Source organism: Geothrix terrae, assembly GCF_022808775.1.
GTDB lineage: Bacteria > Acidobacteriota > Holophagae > Holophagales > Holophagaceae > Geothrix > Geothrix terrae.
Map to the genome: position 1 here is coordinate 1 of NZ_JAKZLA010000001.1, position 15,511 is coordinate 15,511.

The 15,511-nt window shown below is 69.3% G+C and carries 12 protein-coding genes and 1 rRNA gene; 9 read left to right on the plus strand and 4 right to left on the minus strand.

What is annotated here, in order from left to right; translation table 11 throughout:
* Positions 1-3: 3 nt before the first annotated feature.
* Both rrf and ppdK read left to right on the plus strand, forming a co-directional pair.
* Positions 4-119 (plus strand): 5S ribosomal RNA (rrf, locus tag MLE42_RS00005).
* A gap of 115 nt (positions 120-234) precedes the next feature.
* Positions 235-2,949, plus strand: coding sequence for a pyruvate, phosphate dikinase (gene ppdK, locus MLE42_RS00010; RefSeq protein WP_243285827.1), 2,715 nt, complete (start codon positions 235-237; stop codon positions 2,947-2,949).
* Between the two features lie 7 nt (positions 2,950-2,956).
* Here the strand turns inward: ppdK and MLE42_RS00015 are convergent, their stop codons facing one another.
* The gene (locus MLE42_RS00015; protein ID WP_243285828.1) at positions 2,957-3,352 is read right to left on the minus strand and encodes a DUF6982 domain-containing protein; all 396 of its coding nucleotides are present in this window, start codon (positions 3,350-3,352) and stop codon (positions 2,957-2,959) included.
* 183 nt (positions 3,353-3,535) lie between these two features.
* Here MLE42_RS00015 and ettA point away from each other — a divergent pair, with 183 nt between their 5' ends.
* From ettA to MLE42_RS00035, 4 genes are read left to right on the plus strand one after another with little or no spacing between them, the layout of a single operon-like run.
* Complete coding sequence (ettA, locus tag MLE42_RS00020; protein ID WP_243285829.1) at positions 3,536-5,233, plus strand: energy-dependent translational throttle protein EttA; 1,698 nt, start codon at positions 3,536-3,538, stop codon at positions 5,231-5,233.
* Positions 5,230-5,847: a hypothetical protein gene (locus MLE42_RS00025; RefSeq protein ID WP_243285830.1), complete on the plus strand. Its 618-nt coding sequence runs from the start codon at positions 5,230-5,232 to the stop codon at positions 5,845-5,847. Before ettA ends, MLE42_RS00025 begins: the two co-directional genes overlap by 4 nt.
* A gap of 4 nt (positions 5,848-5,851) precedes the next feature.
* A complete protein-coding gene (locus MLE42_RS00030) occupies positions 5,852-6,709 on the plus strand; it encodes a DNA cytosine methyltransferase (RefSeq protein ID WP_243285831.1) in 858 nt (285 codons plus the stop codon).
* Positions 6,710-6,719: 10 nt separating this feature from the next.
* Positions 6,720-7,301, plus strand: coding sequence for a phosphorylase family protein (locus MLE42_RS00035; RefSeq protein WP_243285832.1), 582 nt, complete (start codon positions 6,720-6,722; stop codon positions 7,299-7,301).
* Here MLE42_RS00035 and MLE42_RS00040 read toward each other — a convergent pair.
* The gene (locus tag MLE42_RS00040; protein WP_243285833.1) at positions 7,270-9,609 is read right to left on the minus strand and encodes a ComEC/Rec2 family competence protein; all 2,340 of its coding nucleotides are present in this window, start codon (positions 9,607-9,609) and stop codon (positions 7,270-7,272) included. The two genes, MLE42_RS00035 and MLE42_RS00040, sit on opposite strands and share 32 nt — an antisense overlap.
* Positions 9,610-9,674: 65 nt before the next feature.
* Between MLE42_RS00040 and MLE42_RS00045 the strand changes: the two genes are divergently transcribed.
* From MLE42_RS00045 to MLE42_RS00055, 3 genes are all read left to right on the plus strand, one after another.
* A complete protein-coding gene (locus MLE42_RS00045) occupies positions 9,675-11,096 on the plus strand; it encodes a sigma-54-dependent transcriptional regulator (protein WP_243285834.1) in 1,422 nt (473 codons plus the stop codon).
* A complete protein-coding gene (locus MLE42_RS00050; RefSeq protein WP_243285835.1) occupies positions 11,089-11,757 on the plus strand; it encodes a hypothetical protein in 669 nt (222 codons plus the stop codon). Before MLE42_RS00045 ends, MLE42_RS00050 begins: the two co-directional genes overlap by 8 nt.
* A 75-nt stretch (positions 11,758-11,832) precedes the next feature.
* Positions 11,833-13,647 (plus strand): energy transducer TonB, encoded by a 1,815-nt coding sequence (locus tag MLE42_RS00055; RefSeq protein ID WP_243285836.1) that lies wholly within the window; start codon positions 11,833-11,835, stop codon positions 13,645-13,647.
* A 43-nt stretch (positions 13,648-13,690) separates the two neighbouring features.
* On the opposite strand, the gene rnhA is transcribed toward MLE42_RS00055, so the two are convergent.
* Positions 13,691-14,134 carry a ribonuclease HI gene (gene rnhA / locus MLE42_RS00060; protein WP_243285837.1) on the minus strand — a complete coding sequence of 148 codons (444 nt, stop codon included), beginning with the start codon at positions 14,132-14,134 and terminating at the stop codon, positions 13,691-13,693.
* Positions 14,131-15,471 carry an L-lysine 6-transaminase gene (gene lat, locus MLE42_RS00065; RefSeq protein ID WP_243285838.1) on the minus strand — a complete coding sequence of 447 codons (1,341 nt, stop codon included), beginning with the start codon at positions 15,469-15,471 and terminating at the stop codon, positions 14,131-14,133. Before lat ends, rnhA begins: the two co-directional genes overlap by 4 nt.
* Positions 15,472-15,511: the final 40 nt, after the last annotated feature.

The window sequence follows — 15,511 nt, forward strand, 5'->3', positions numbered from 1 at the left end:
CTTCGTCGCGGCTTTTCCCCAGGGGTCACACCCGTTCCCATCCCGAACACGGCCGTTAAGACCTGGAGGGCCGATGATACTGCTCCCCACAGGAGTGGAAAAGTAGGTCGCTGCGACGTTAAATCCCAAACGGGCCATCCTTCGAGGTGGCCCGTTTTCGCGTACGGATCTCCGCATCCGCAGGCCATTTATCTGTCGCGGCGGATACACTGAAGGTTCCGCGTGGAGGATCTGATGAGCAAAGGTGTTTACACCTTCGGGGGAAACCGTAACGAAGGGGGCGCGGCCATGCGCAACCTTCTGGGGGGCAAGGGCTGCAACCTGGCCGAGATGGCGGGGCTGGGCATTCCAGTGCCCCCGGGATTCACGCTCACCACGGAGCAGTGCAACGCCTACTACACCCATGGCCGCAAGCTCGCCGAGGGCCTCAAGGCCGAAGTGGTCGATGCCTTGAAGTGGCTCGAGGGGGTGCGCGGCTGCGGTTTCGGCTCCCACGAGAACCCGCTCCTGCTCTCCGTGCGCTCGGGCGCCCGCGTGTCCATGCCCGGCATGATGGACACGGTGCTCAACCTGGGGCTCAACGACCAGACCGTGCTGGCCCTGGAGAAGGCCAGCGGCAATCCCCGCTTCGCCTGGGATTCCTACCGCCGCTTCATCACGATGTACAGCAACGTGGTGCTGGGTGTGGAGCACGCGCTGTTCGAGGCGGAGCTGGAGCGCGCGAAAGAGCGGCTCCACAAGCACCAGGACACGGAGCTCAGCGCGGATGATTGGAAGACCCTCGTCGCCGCCTTCAAGGAGATCGTGCGGGAAGAGACCGGGCACGCCTTCCCTCAGGAGCCCATGGAGCAGCTCTGGGGCGCCATCCGCGCCGTCTTCGAAAGCTGGAACACCGCCCGCGCCATCACCTACCGACGTCTCCACCGCATCCCCGATGACTGGGGCACGGGCGTCAACGTGCAGAGCATGGTCTTCGGCAACATGGGCGACGACTGCGGCACCGGCGTGGCCTTCACGCGCGATCCTGCCACCGGCGAGAAGCTGTTCTACGGAGAGTACCTCATCAACGCCCAGGGCGAGGACGTGGTGGCCGGCATCCGCACGCCCCAGCCCATCACCCGGGCGCAGGCCGACGGTACCGGTCTGAAGAGCCTCGAAGAGGCCATGCCCGCGGCCTTCGCGGAGCTGGACGCCACCTGCAAGCGCCTCGAGACCCACTTCAAGGACATGCAGGACATCGAGTTCACCATCGAGCGCGGGAAGCTCTACCTGCTGCAGACGCGCAACGGCAAGCGCACCGCCATGGCCGGCATCCGCATCGCCATCGACCTGGTGGACGAAGGCCTCATCGACAGCCACACGGCCCTGAGGCGCATCGATGCCGACAGCCTCTCCCAGCTCCTGGCGCCCGTCTTCGATCCGAAGGAGAAGGATCGTCTTCGCAAGGAGGGCCAGCTGCTCACCAAGGGCCTGAACGCCGGTCCCGGCGCGGCCACGGGGCGCATCGCCCTCACGGCCGAGCAGGCCGAGAAGATGGCTCAGGAGGGTCCCGTGGTGCTGGTGCGCGTGGAGACCAGCCCCGAGGACATCTCCGGCATGGTGGCTTCCCAGGGCATCCTCACGGCCCGCGGCGGCATGACCAGCCACGCGGCCGTGGTGGCCCGCGGCATGGGCAAGCCCTGTGTCTGCGGTGCCTCGGCTGTGCAGATCGACGTGGCCAAGGGCCTGGTGAAGGTGGGCGACCATCAGCTGAAGGCCGGCCACGACTGGATCTCCATGGACGGCTCCACGGGCGAGGTGTTCGCCGGCAAGCTGAGCGCCCATCCCTCCGAAGTGAATCAGGTGCTGGTGGACGGCCGCCTGAAGGCCGAGGATAGCGAGCTCTACCAGCGCTTCGCCAAGATCATGGCCTGGAGCCACGAGGCCAAGCGGATGAAGGTCCGCACCAACGCCGACACGCCCCATGATGCGGCTGTGGCACGGGCCTTCGGTGCGCAGGGCATCGGCCTCTGCCGCACGGAGCACATGTTCTTCGAAGGCGACCGCATCATCGCCGTGCGCGAGATGATCCTCGCCACGGACACCGAGGGCCGCAAGAAGGCCCTGGCCAAGCTCCTGCCCATGCAGCGTGAGGATTTCGAAGGCATCTTCAAAGCCATGGACGGCCTGCCCGTGAACATCCGCCTGCTGGATCCGCCCCTGCATGAGTTCCTGCCCCAGGACGAGGCGGGCCAGCGGGAGATGGCGGAAGTGCTGGGCGTGGACCTCGGCACCGTGGAACGCCGCGTGACGCAGCTCCACGAGTTCAACCCCATGATGGGCCACCGCGGCTGCCGTCTGGGCATCACCTTCCCCGAGATCATCCGCATGCAGGTCCGCGCCATCGCCGAGGCGGCGCTGAATGTGGCCGCCGAGGGCGTCAAGGCCATTCCCGAGATCATGGTGCCGCTCATCGGGACCGTGCGGGAGCTGACCTACACCAAGACCGAGATGCTGGACGAGATCGCCCTGGTGAACCAGGAGCGCGGCACCCAGTTCGCCTGCCCCATCGGCACCATGATCGAGATTCCCCGGGCCGCCATCACCTCCGACAAGATTGCCCAGGAGGCCGAGTTCTTCAGCTTCGGCACCAACGACCTCACCCAGATGGGCTTCGGCTTCAGCCGCGACGACGCGGGCAGCTTCCTGCCCGAGTACGTGGGCAAGAAGCTGCTGGAGGACGATCCCTTCCAGAGCCTGGATCAGGAGGGCATTGGCGAGCTGGTGCGCATCTCCTGCGAGAAGGGCCGAGCGGCGCGTCCCGGCATCAAGCTGGGCGTCTGTGGCGAGCATGGGGGCGATCCCCGCAGCGTGAATTTCTTCCACCGCGTGGGGCTCGACTACGTGAGCTGCAGTCCCTATCGCGTGCCCATCGCCACCCTGGCGGCCGCCCAGGCCGCACTGGACTGACCGAGCCTTAGACGAACGCCACGGACTGGGTGGCGGACGTCACGATGTAGCACCGCTCATTGTTCGAGCGCGGGTCGGCCGGGAGCAGGAAGAACCCCGGCCGCCCCGGCTGGTACCCCTGCGTGGTGCCCACCAGCACCTCCCCGTCCTTGAAGGTGACCTTGACCTTCCGGCCGGGGGCCGGGGCGTTGGGCGGGAATTCGTTGGTCTTCTGATGCTCCGGATCGCCCTGGAGGCTCCGGACGAAGTACAGGGCCTTGAGGTCCGGCACCTTCACCTCCAGTGGCTTGGCATCGATGCTTCCGTTCGAGGAGATGTGGAAGAGATCCTTCGCCGGAAGGAAGTCGTTGGTCTGGCCCTTCAGGGTCGTTCCGTCCAGGAATCGCGCCACCACTTGGTTCATGGGAGTCTCCGGGCCATTCAGGCCGGCGGGCGTCGCATACGCCCGCGTATGGGTTTTGGTGCCTTTAAATTACAAGCGCCTGGTTTCCCGCGCAAGCCCCTTGGCCTCGGGGAGCCACTGGGCGGGCAAACCGGGCCTGGGACTGCCCTGTGGGCACGATAGAATCGCCCTTTTGAGCGGATCATGGCCAAGACTTCCACCAAGGCGACATCAGATCAGCCCGAGATCATCTATTCGATGATGCGGGTCGGCAAGATCTACAACAACAAGCCCGTCATCAAGGACATCTCGCTCAGCTATTTCTATGGCGCCAAGATCGGCGTCCTGGGCCTCAATGGATCCGGCAAGAGCACCGTGCTGCGGATCATGGCGGGCGTGGACCACGACTTCAACGGCGAGGCCGTGCTCAGCAAGGGCTACACCACCGGCATCCTGGACCAGGAGCCCCAGCTCGACGAAGCCAAGACTGTACGCGAGATCGTCGAGGAGGGTGCCGCCGAGAAAGTGAAGTGGCTGAAGGACTACAACGCCATCAGCGACCAGTTCGCCGATCCCGATGTGGACATGGACACGCTGCTGGCCAAGCAGGCCGAGCTGCAGGAGAAGATCGACGCCCACGACTGCTGGGACCTGGACTCCCGGCTGGAGCAGGCCATGGACGCCCTCCGCTGCCCGGACCCCGACACGAAGATCGCCGTGCTGTCCGGCGGCGAGCGCCGCCGCGTGGCCCTCTGCCGCCTGCTGCTCCAGGAGCCGGACATCCTGCTGCTGGACGAGCCCACCAACCACCTGGACGCCGAGACCGTGGCCTGGCTGGAGAAGCACCTCCAGGACTACAAGGGCACGGTCATCGCCGTCACCCACGACCGCTACTTCCTGGACCATGTGGCGGAATGGATCCTCGAGCTGGACCGGGGCGAGGGCATCCCCTGGAAGGGCAACTACTCCAGCTGGCTGGAGCAGAAGCAGGGCCGCCTGGCCAAAGAAGAGAAGTCCGACCAGAAGCGCCAGAAGACCCTGGAGCGCGAGCTGGAGTGGATCCGCATGTCTCCCAAGGGCCAGCACACCAAGAGCAAGGCCCGCATCGCCAACTACGAACGGCTGGCGGGCGAGGAGGGCCGCCAGAAAGAGCAGGAGCTGGAGATCTACATCCCCAGCGGTCCCCGCCTGGGCGACCTGGTGGCGGAGCTGGAGGGCGTCACCAAGGCCTACGGCGACCGCGTGCTCTTCGAGAAGCTGAGCTTCGCCATCCCCCGGGGCGGCATCCTGGGCGTCATCGGCCCCAACGGCGCCGGCAAGTCCACGCTGCTGCGCCTGCTCACGGGCCAGGAGCAGCCGGACGCCGGCACCATCCGTCTCGGCGAGACCGTGCGCATGGCCTACGTGGACCAGCTCCGCGCTGGCCTCAACCCAGACAAGAGCGTGTTCGAGGCGGTGTCCGGCGGCTACGAGCAGATCGAGCTGGGCGGCAAGCTCATCAACGCCCGCGCCTGGCTGAGCCGCTTCGGGTTCTCCGGCGACTCCCAGCAGAAGAAGGTCTCCGAGCTGAGCGGCGGCCAGCAGAACCGCCTCAATCTGGCCCTCACCCTCAAGAGCGAGTCCAACCTGCTCTTCTTCGACGAGCCCACCAACGACCTGGACGTGAACACCATGCGGGCCCTGGAGGAGGCCATCGAGTCCTTCGCCGGCAGTGCCGTGGTCGTGAGCCACGACCGCTGGTTCCTGGACCGCCTGGCCACGCACATCCTGGCCTTCGAGGGCGACTCCCAGGTGCAGTTCTTCGACGGGAACTACACGGAGTACGAGCAGTACCGCAGGGACGTACTGGGCCTGAAGCCCTTCGATCCCCACCGCATCAAGTACCGGAAGCTCACGCGATGAAGATGGACGCCTCTCCGGTCCTCGCCTTCACCACCGCCGCGGCGGGCCTGCTCCTGGGCGCGCCCGCCCTGTGGATCGGCCTGGACCAGGGTGCCATCGCCCTCTGGACCTTCGGTGCCGCTGGCCTCCTGCTGGGCCTGCCCTCCCTGGTGGTGGGGCAGCGCGTCCGGGAGGGCTTCGGGAACCGCAGCCTGGAGCGGGAGCGCCTGACCCTCCGCCTCGCCAGCCACCTTCTGCGCCTCCTGGCCCTGGGCGCCATCCTGACCGCCGCGGCGGCCCTCATGGGCGACCGCAGGCCCCAGGCGGGTTCCACCCCGCTCATTCTGGCGGGCGTGGCCCTGGCTCTCCTGGCGCCCCTCTGGTGGGCCAAGCGGGCCCAGGCGGGGATCCATCCCAGCCTCGCATCGGACGCTTCCCGAACCCGCGCCCTGATGGAGCTGGGCGGCCTGCTCTTGGCCGGGGCGCTGCTCGACCGCTGGTTCCCCTGGGCCGATGCGGCCGCCGGGCTGGTCATGGGCCTGCGCCTGTTCATCGAGGGGCAGGCACTGGCCCGGGGCACGACCCTGGCCGCGGCGGCCTCCTGCGGCGGCTGCGGAAGCTGCGGCTGCAGCTAGGCCGATGCGCGTCCTCGAGCTGTTCTCGGGCCTGGGGGGCTGGCGCCTGGCCCTCGGGAACAAGGGCAGCGTGGCGGTGGCCTATGATGTGAGCGAGGCGGCCAACGCCACCTATGCCCTGAACCACGGTGAGGCCCCGAGGGCCCGTGAACTGGCCACGATCCCCCTCGTGGAACTGGCGGCCGCCGGGGCCGACACGTGGCTCATGAGCCCGCCCTGCCAGCCCTTCTGCCGCATGGGGAACAAACATGGCCTGGAGGACCGCCGCTGCCGGGCCTTCCGCCATCTCATGGATCTGTTCGACCAGGCGCCGCCGGAGCGCCTGGTGCTGGAAAACGTCGGCGGTTTCCTGGGCTCGGACGCCCATGCCCTGCTGGCGGAGCGCCTGCGCGCACACGGACTGTACCGCCTGGACCTGGAAGCCTGCCCCAGCCGCTTCGGCCTGCCCAACCAGCGGCCCCGCATCTTCATCGTGGCCTCGCGGAAGCCTCTGGCGGCGCAGCCCTTGCCGGACCTGCCCCCGTGCCCCCTGGAAGACTTCCTGGACGCGGAAGGGGACGAGAGTCTGTATCTGCGGCCCGAGGTCCTGGCCCGCCACCGTCACGGGATGGACTTCGTGGCGCCGGAGGACCGCCGCAGCACCTGCTTCATCGGCGGCTACGGCCAGCGCTTCGTGGGCAGCGGCTCTTTCCTGAAGACGCAGCGCGGCGTTCGCCGGTTCTCGCCCACTGAAGTGGCGCGGCTGCTGGGCCTGCCCGAACGCTTCCGCTTTCCCGCGGGGCTGTCGCTGGAGGCCCGCTACCGGCTGCTGGGCAACAGCCTCTCCATCCCCGTCGCGGCGTGGGCTCTGGATCACTTGTAGACTGCTGCTCATGCGCCTGCTGCTGTCCGCCTTCGCTCCGGAACTGGGTCCCTTGGCCGGAGATCCGCCGCCCGGCTGGGAAACCGCCACCGTGGGCATCGGCGCCGTGACGGCTGCGGTGGCCACGGCGCGGCTGCTGGCGGAGCGGCGGCCTGAGGCGGTGCTCTTCCTGGGCACCTGCGGGCGCTATGACGAGCGTCTGGCCCTGTTCGAGTGCCTGTGGGCCTCCGTGGCCATCGCCACGTCCCAGGAGGAACGGCAGGGCGGCGCCTATCGGCCCGGCCTCGAACGCATCCGCTGGGCGTCCACGCTTGCCGGGCCCCTGCCGCCGCAGGCCGTGGCCGTGCCGCCCGCCATCACCAAGACTCTGGAAGGCGCGGCCCTGCTGGCCTCCGTGGCCCCGGCCGAGCATCTGGAGCTCACGGGTGTCTTCGCGGCCTGCCACGCCGCCGGCGTGCCTTGCGGCGGGGCGCTGGTCGTCGTGAACGACGTGGGACCCGAGGCGCCGATGCAGTGGAAGGCCAACCACCTCGAAGGCAGCCAGCGGCTGGTGGAGACGCTCAAGGCCTCGGGCTACTTCGAAGAGGCGTGAGGGAAAGGGCGCCATCGCCGGTCTCGACGCGCCAGCCTGCCGGAACGGCGGACAGGCGCACGCCGGAGCAGGGCCCCGTGATCCAGGCGGCCACGTCCGCCTGATGCAGCGTGGCCAGGGTCTCCGGATGCGGATGCTCGAAGCGGTTACGCAGGCCCGCCGGGATCAGGGCCACCTCGGGTCGCAGGGCCGAGATCCAGGCCGGATCCGAGGCGTTGCGGCTGCCGTGGTGCCCCACCTTCAGGAGGCGGTGCGGCCCGGCCTCGTGGACGGCGCCGGGATCGCCCAGGTCCAGCAGGTCCCGCTCCTGGATGGCCAGGGCGTCGCCCATGAGCCAAAGCTCCCGGTCCCGCCAGGTCACGCGCAGCACCGTGGACACCATGTTGGCGTCCGGCAGGGCGTAGGCCCGGGCGGGCCAGCGCACGCTGAAGGCAGCCTCGCCGCGGGTCCATGCGTCGCCGCGCAGCAGACCTGCGGGATCGGCGCCGGCGGGGAGGAAGGCTTCCCATGGGTCCTCGTCTTCCGAGGTGACTGGCACTGAGGTCGAGGCCAGCGGCCAGATCCGCGCCAGGGTGGCCCAGCCGCCCGCGTGGTCGCCGTGCGCGTGGGTGAGCACCAGGTGCACGGGCTCCCGCACCCCGCGCCGGCTCAGCACCCGCGCCAGGCGACGGCCCGTCCACGGCCCGGGTCCCGTGTCGATGAGGGTGGCGTCGCCCCCGGGGACGCGCAGCAGCAGGGCGTCGCCCTGACCGACGTCCACGGCCTCCAGCGAGAGCAGATCTGTCGCGCGGCCCACGCCGCGGAAGGCCAGCAGCCCCAGGGAGGCGGCGACGAGGCCCAGGGTCAGCGCCCGGGTGCGCCGCAGCGTCCCCTGCAGGTGCGCCAGGGCCAGCCAGCCCAGGGCCAGCAGGAGCCAGGGCCACAGCTGGCCCGTGGCCAGGGGCGCGATGCCCGTAAGCGCGGGCACCAGGCGGTCGCCCATCCAGGCGAGCAGGGCCGCCGCGCCCTGGGTGAGGCCGGGCAGGGGCACCAGGATCAGCAGGAGACAGAGGGGAGTCAGGAAGGCCACCAGGGGCAGCACCAGCAGGTTCGCGAGAATGCCCCACCAGGGCGCGCCGCCATGCAGCAGGGCCAGCAGCGGCATGGTGGACAGCCAGGGCGCCGCCAGCCGCGCGAAGGGCAGGGCGAGGCGGCCCAGCAGCGGCGACAGCAGGCCGGCCAGGGGCTCCGCTCCCCACAGCAGGCCCAGCAGGGCCCACCAGGCCAGGAGGAAGCCCGGCTCCACGCCCGCCGCCGGGTGGCCCAGCAGCCAGAGCAGGAGGGCCAGGTGCAGGCCCGCCACCGGTGGCAGCTTCCAGCCGCTGCTGCGGCCCACGGCCCAGGCGATGCCCATGAAAAGCCCCCGCCACACCGGCGCCGAGAAGCCCACCAGGCCCGAGTAGAGCAGGCCCGCCGCGATGGCGCCGGCCGCGGCTCCCCGCAGGCGCAGGCGGCGCAGGAGGGCTTCCACCGCGGCCATCACGAGGGTCACCTGGAGGCCAGATACCACCAGGATGTGGATGGTGCCGCTCTCGGCGAAGACGCTGAAGTGCGTCTCGTCCGCCGGCGGGATACCCATGGCCAGGGCCCCCCACAGATCCTTTGCGGTGGCGCCCAGGGGCAGGGCCTCGAAGCGCCGCCGGGCGAAGGCCTGGAGGCGCAGCAGGGGGGAGGGCGCGGGGGGCCCGGCGGCCTCCATCAGCTGGGCCGAGGCCAGGTGGATGCGCCGGGGGGCCTCATCGCTGCGGGCCCGCCAGAGGGGGCGTTCCGCCAGAAAGACGGGGGCGGGCTGCACGGGCCGCAGCTCGGCGCGCAGGCGAACGGGCGCACCCGGAAGGGGCGGCGCCTGCTCGCCCTCGGCAGGGATGGTAAGGGGCAGGGAGAGGCCCCTCAGCGGCTCGGGGGCGGATACCTCCAGGCGGCTCCGCAGCCGCTCGCCCTGGAGGGTCCAGGGGGCATCGATGCGGCCCTCCAGGGCCTGGAAACCGGTGGGCAGGGCTGCCTCCCACCGGGCCTTCCGCGCCAGTCCCAGGAAGGTGAACCCCGCCAGCCCCAGGGCGAGCGGGACCACCGCCCAGCGGCGGATCCGGAACAGGGGGAGGGTGAACAGCCAGGCCAGGGCGCCGAGGGCCACCCACCGCGGGGCGAGGTGGCCGTCCCACCGCTCCGGAAGCAGCCAGGGCACGGCGCAAGCGGCCGCGAGGGCCCAGGCCAGGGGCCAGAGCGAAGCCCCGGACAGGCGCTGCCACAGGCTGGATCTGGAGAGCATGGGGGCAGTCTACCTGGGCTGTCCAAACCTTGACAGGGGGCCCCGGGCCAGGGACCCTGACAAACATGAATCCAGCCCGGGCCCTGCTGGTGGACGACGATCCCACCATCCTCGATGTGGTGGGCACGCTGTTGTCCCGGCACGGCCATGAGGTGGTGGGCACCGGGTCCGGCCGGCGGGGGGCCCAGTTCCTGAGGAACGAGCGGTTCGACCTGGCGGTGGTGGATCTCATGCTGCCGGACCTGAATGGCCTCGACCTGGCCCGGGAGGCCGTGGCCAAGCCCGACACGGTGGTGGTCGTGCTGTCCGGTTCGACCTCGGTGGAGACCGCCCTCCAGGCCATGCGCATGGGGATCTACGACTACGTGCCCAAGCCCTTCCGTACCGAGGAGCTGGAGCACACGCTGCTGCGGGCCATCGAGAAGGCGCAGCTGAACCAGGAGAACAAGCGGCTGCGGGAGCAGATCGAAGGACAGGCCGAAGGCCCGTCCATGGTGGGCTGCTCCGACGCCTGGCAGAAGCTCCAGAGCCTGCTGCGGCGTGTGGCGCCATCGCCCTCCACCGTGCTGATCACCGGGCCCTCGGGCACCGGCAAGGAGCTGGCGGCCCGGGCCATCCACCAGTGGAGCCCGCGGTCCCAGGGGCCCTTCGTCCCCATCCACTGCGGCGCGATCCCGGAGACGCTGCTGGAGGACGAGCTCTTCGGCCACGTGCGGGGGGCGTACACGGACGCCCGCAGCGATCGGGCCGGGCGCTTCCAGCAGGCGGAGGGCGGCACCCTCTTCCTGGACGAGATCGGCACCATGCCTCCGAGCCTGCAGGTGAAGCTCCTGCGCGTGATCCAGGAGCGCGAGTTCACCCCGCTGGGGTCCGCGCGCACGCTGAAAGCCGACTTCCGCCTGGTGGCCGCCACCAACGAGGATCTGGCCAGCCTCGTGGAGCAGAAGCGCTTCCGGGAGGACCTGTTCTACCGGCTGAACGTGATCCCCGTGCAGATCCATCCCCTGCGCGAGCACCCTCAGGACATCCCCGTGCTCGTGGCCCACTTCCTCCGCAAGTTTGCTCGGGAGCTGAACCTGCCCCTCAAGCAGGTGGAGCCCGCCGCCCTGCAGGCCATGGAGGCCTACCCCTGGCCCGGCAACGTGCGCGAGCTGGAGAACGCCGTGGAGCGGGCCATGGCCCTGGGTTCCGATCCCGAGCGGCTGCTCCACCAGGACCTTCCCGCGTCCGTGGCGGGACTCCTCCCCTCCCCGGCCTTTCCGCACCTGCCCCAGAACCAGGGTCTGGGCCGCTTCCTGGAAGACCTGGAGCGGCACCTGATCGAGGAGGCCCTCCAGGCCACCGGTTGGAACAAGAGCGAATCAGCCCGGCGCCTCGGCATGCGCCGCACCACCCTGCTGCACCGCCTCCGGGCCCTGGGCATCCCTCTGGATCGCCAGGACGGGATGGCGGAACCGGCCGTCCCCGTGGAGACCTCTGATGCCTGAACCGAAAGGCGCCCTTCTGGCCCTGCTTTGGGCGTGTCTGCCGCTGGGGGCCTGGTCGCCCAAGGTCCACGAGGCCCAGACGGCCAAGGCCGTCCGCCTGCTGCCCAAGGGCATGGCCGCTTTGCTGAGGGCCCATCCCCGGGAACTGCTGGAGGGCGCGCGCGGCGTGGCCAACGACCAGCCGCCCACCGTGGAGCAGGTGGAGGCCCAGTTCCGCACGGTCCTCCGCCTCAGCGACGAGAATCGCCGGCCCGAGGACATCGTCCGCGACCTGGGCGTGCTGGCCCACATGGTCCAGCTGCTGGCGGATCCCTCCGTGACCGAAGGGCTGAGCCCGCTCCGGGAGAGCTTCGAGGCCTACGCCGACCAGAACCTGACGCACCTGCTGGTGACTCAGGAGCCCTACTGGGCCGCCACGGGCAGCCTGGACCCGGGGCCGCCCCTGCGCCGCCTCCTGGCCACCAAGCTCGAACGGAACCGCCGCCTCCGGGATCACTTCGACGAGGATACGGGGCGCCGCATCGGCCCCTGGGACGATCTGTCCGTACCCTTCGCACAGCTTCAGCTGGCTTTTTCCAATGGGGTGCACGCCACGGCGAACCTTTGGATCCTGGCCTGGCGGGCGGCCGGCGACCAGTGGGAACTTCCGTCCGAACCGTGAATTCCCGCGCCTGACGGCGCTAGGCGAATGCGCGCACCTTAGGTTATCTTTCAGGACATCCCCTCTGGAGCAGTCATGGGCACCTACACCCGCCTCGGGTCCTATCTCCTGGCCTCTGAACTGGCCAACGATCCCTTCGGTTCGATCCATCGGGCGGTGGTCATTGCCGGGAGCAATTTCGATCGCCACATGCTGGTGCGGACCTTCTCTGAGGAGATGTTCCAGGCCGGCATGAACGCGCACCTGGCCGAGGCCGGCCGCGTGGTGTCCCTCCTGGGCGGCGCCCGCATCTACGGCATGGGCTATCGGCTGGAGACGGCCAAGACCCCCCACGTGGCCTGGGACTACGTGCCCGGCCGGAGCCTCGCCCAGCTCATCGAGAAGGCCCGGCAGGAGCAGATCCCCTTCGGCGTGGATCACGCCCTGACCGTCATCCAGGGCGTGGCCCAGGGCATCGTCCAGATGCAGGCCAAGGGCGTCAGCCACGGCGTGCTGAGCCCCTACAGCGTGTGGGTGAGCTTCGAGGGGGCTACACAGCTCGTGGACGCGCCCTTCGCCGCCATCGCCAAGGGCATGCTGGCCAAGGCCCCCATGGCCAAACGCAAGCTGGCCCCCTACCTTCAGGGGCCCGAGAACAACGCCCTCCAGACGGACCTCTTCGCGCTGGGCGCCGTGCTCTACGAGCTGCTCACCTTCGAGAAGCTGCCCGTCGGCGGCGACCTCCAGGCCACCCTGGACCAGGCCACCCTCAAGGCCGCCCAGGAAGAAGCGCCGCTGCCCACGGAGATCCGCGCCTTCCTCGGCCGCCTGCTGCTGGGCCGCCAGCCGTTCGCCACGGTGGAGGACTTCAGCACCGAGCTCGAACGCGTGCTCTACGACGGCGAGTACAGCCCCACCACGTTCAACATGGCCTTCTTCATGCACACGCTCTTCCGGGAGGAGAACGACCGGGATGCGGCGGCCATGAAGGCCGAGCAGGGCGACAACTTCCTCGGCTACACCGCCGCCGGCGAGAGCCTGCGCAGCGGCGCCACCCGCGCTGAGCACATCGACGGCCATGCGGACGAGCAGGTCAGCCAGAAGAACCGTACGGTCCTCATCGGCGGCGGCCTCGCCGCGGTGGTGATCCTGGGCCTGGGCTACATGTTCTTCGGGCGCCCCAAGGTGGATCCGGCCGTCCAGGCGCAGCTGGCGGAGTTCCAGCGGATCAAGGCGGAGATCGAGCAGCAGAAGGCCGACCTCGACGCCAAGGCCCGGGCCGAGGCGGATAAGACCGCCCAGCTCCAGAAGCAGCTCGGCGAGACCAAGTCCTCCGAGGAGAAGGCCAAGCTGCAGAAGCAGCTCGAAGAGTCCCAGCAGCGCAAGCAGGAGGTCGAGCGGCAGCAGAAGGCCGCGGAGCAGCGGATGGCCGAGCAGAGGGCCGCCGAGCAACGGCTGGCCGAGCAGAAGAAGGCCGCCGAGACCAAGGTCGCCGCGGCGCCGCCGGTGCCCGAGGCGCCCAAGCCGCAGCCCATGCAGGAGGCCTCGCGCCCGGCGGCGGTGCCCACGCCCGTACCCACTCCCCAGACTGCCGCGTCCAGGCAGGTGGCTGCCGTCAATGACCAGCCCGCCCGCGTGGTGAACCAGGTGGTCCCGATCTTCCCCCTCCGGGCCGTCCAGATGCGGTGGGAGACGAACCTGGATCACATCGTGCGCCTGAAGGTGTTCGTGGGTGAGCAGGGCCAGCCGCTGAAGGTGTCTGTGATCGAAGGGGTATCCGGGGCCTTCGGCTTCGACGAGGCGGCCATCGACGCCGCCAACAAATCGAGTTTCGCCCCCGCCATCCGCGACGGGAAGCCCGTGCGCGGCTGGACGCCCGAGATCGTCTACAAGTTCCCCAAGCGGAGGTAGTCGACGTTCCGCGTCGGGAAACGGGCCCTCCGGGGCCCGTTTCTCATGCCACGGACTGCGCCGCTGCGTTGGCCAGTCGATCCACCCGCTCGTTCTCCGCGTGGCCGGCATGGCCCTTCACCCAGCGGGCCTCCACGTGGTGCCGCGCCAGCTGCGCGTCCAGGGCCTGCCAGAGGTCCGCATTGAGGACGGGCTTGCCGTCAGCCTTCTTCCAGCCGCGCCGCTTCCAGTCCTTCAGCCAGGTGGTGATGCCCTTCACCACGTACTGGCTGTCGCTCTGGAGCAGCACCTGGCAGGGCTTCGTGAGCGCCTCCAGTCCGCGGATGGCCGCCGTCAGCTCCATGCGGTTGTTGGTGGTCTCCGCCTCGGGGCCCGAGGCTTCCTTCTCCTGGATGCCGGACGCGAGGTGCACCCGCAGCAGGTACCCCCAGCCACCCGGACCGGGGTTCCCTAGACACGCGCCGTCGCAGTAGAGCTCGATCTTCATCCCACCAGGGTAGGGGAAGTGGCGGCCACCTGTGCCACGGCCTTGCGGAGCAGCTCCACACCCAGGTCCAGGTCCTCCGGCCGGAGGTTCATGGCGGGGCGGAAGCGCAGGCCCTTGAAGCCCGTGGAGAGGATCATCATGCCCAGCTCGTGGCCCTTGGCCACCACGGCGTTGCGCAGCTCCGGCGTGGCGATGTCCAGGGCACAGAAGAGACCGCGGCCGCGGGGGTTCGAGGTGAGCTCGGGGAAGTCGCGGTGGATCTCCTGCAGGCCCTTGAGCAGGCGCGCGCCCTGCGTCACGCCGTGCTCCAGCAGGTTCTCCTCGCGGATGACGTCGATGATGCGCGTGCCGCGCACCATGTCCACCAGGTTGCCGCCCCAGGTGCTGTTGATGCGGCTGGGCACCTTGAAGACGCTCTCCACCTCGTCCAGCCGCCGGCCCGCGGCGATGCCGCAGGTCTGGGCCTTCTTGCCGAAGGCGATGATGTCGGGCTGCACGTCGAACCACTGGTGGGCCCACCACTTGCCCGTGGCGCCGAAGCCTGTTTGCACTTCGTCGAAGATCAGCAGGAAATCGTGACGATCCGCCAGGACTCGGAGTTTCTTCAGGAATTCGCCGCGGAAGTGGTTGTCGCCGCCCTCGCCCTGGATGGGCTCGATGATGAGGCAGGCGATGTCATCCGGATTCTGGGCCACGGCGGCCTCGATGGCGGCGATGGATTCCGCCTCCGCGGCCTCGACCTTGGCGAGGTCCACGGGGAACTCCAGCTTGGGGTTCGGCACCCGGGGCCAGGGGAACTTGGGGAAATACTGATGCTTGCGGGGATCAGCGGTGTTCGTGAGGCTCAGGGTGTAGCCGCTGCGGCCGTGGAAGGCCTCGCGGAAATGGATGACCTGCGACCCCTTCTCGCCTTTGCCCGCCGCCAGGTTCTTGCGCACCTTCCAGTCGAAGGCGGCCTTCAGGGCGTTCTCCACCGCCAGGGCCCCGCCGTCGATCCAGAACAGGTGGGGCAGGTAGTCCGGCGCGGCATGGGTGCCGAAGGCCTCCACCCACTCCGCGAAGGCCGTGGTGTAGATGTCCGAGTTGGCCGGCTTGTTGACGGCGATCTCGCCCAGGTACTGGACGAACTCGGGCTCCCGCAGGCGCGGGTGGTTGTGTCCCAGGGGCGTCGTGGCGAAGAAGGTGTAGAAATCCAAATACTTGCGGCCGTCGCGGGCATCGACGATCCAGGAACCGTGGGATTTCTCCAGGTCCATCACCAGGTGGAAGCCGTCCACCAGCATGTGGCGGCCCAGGGTGTCGAAGACGGTGTTCGGATCAATGTGCAGGCTGGTCATGGCGGCCCTCAGAGATATCGGTTCAATGTATGGTTGGGTC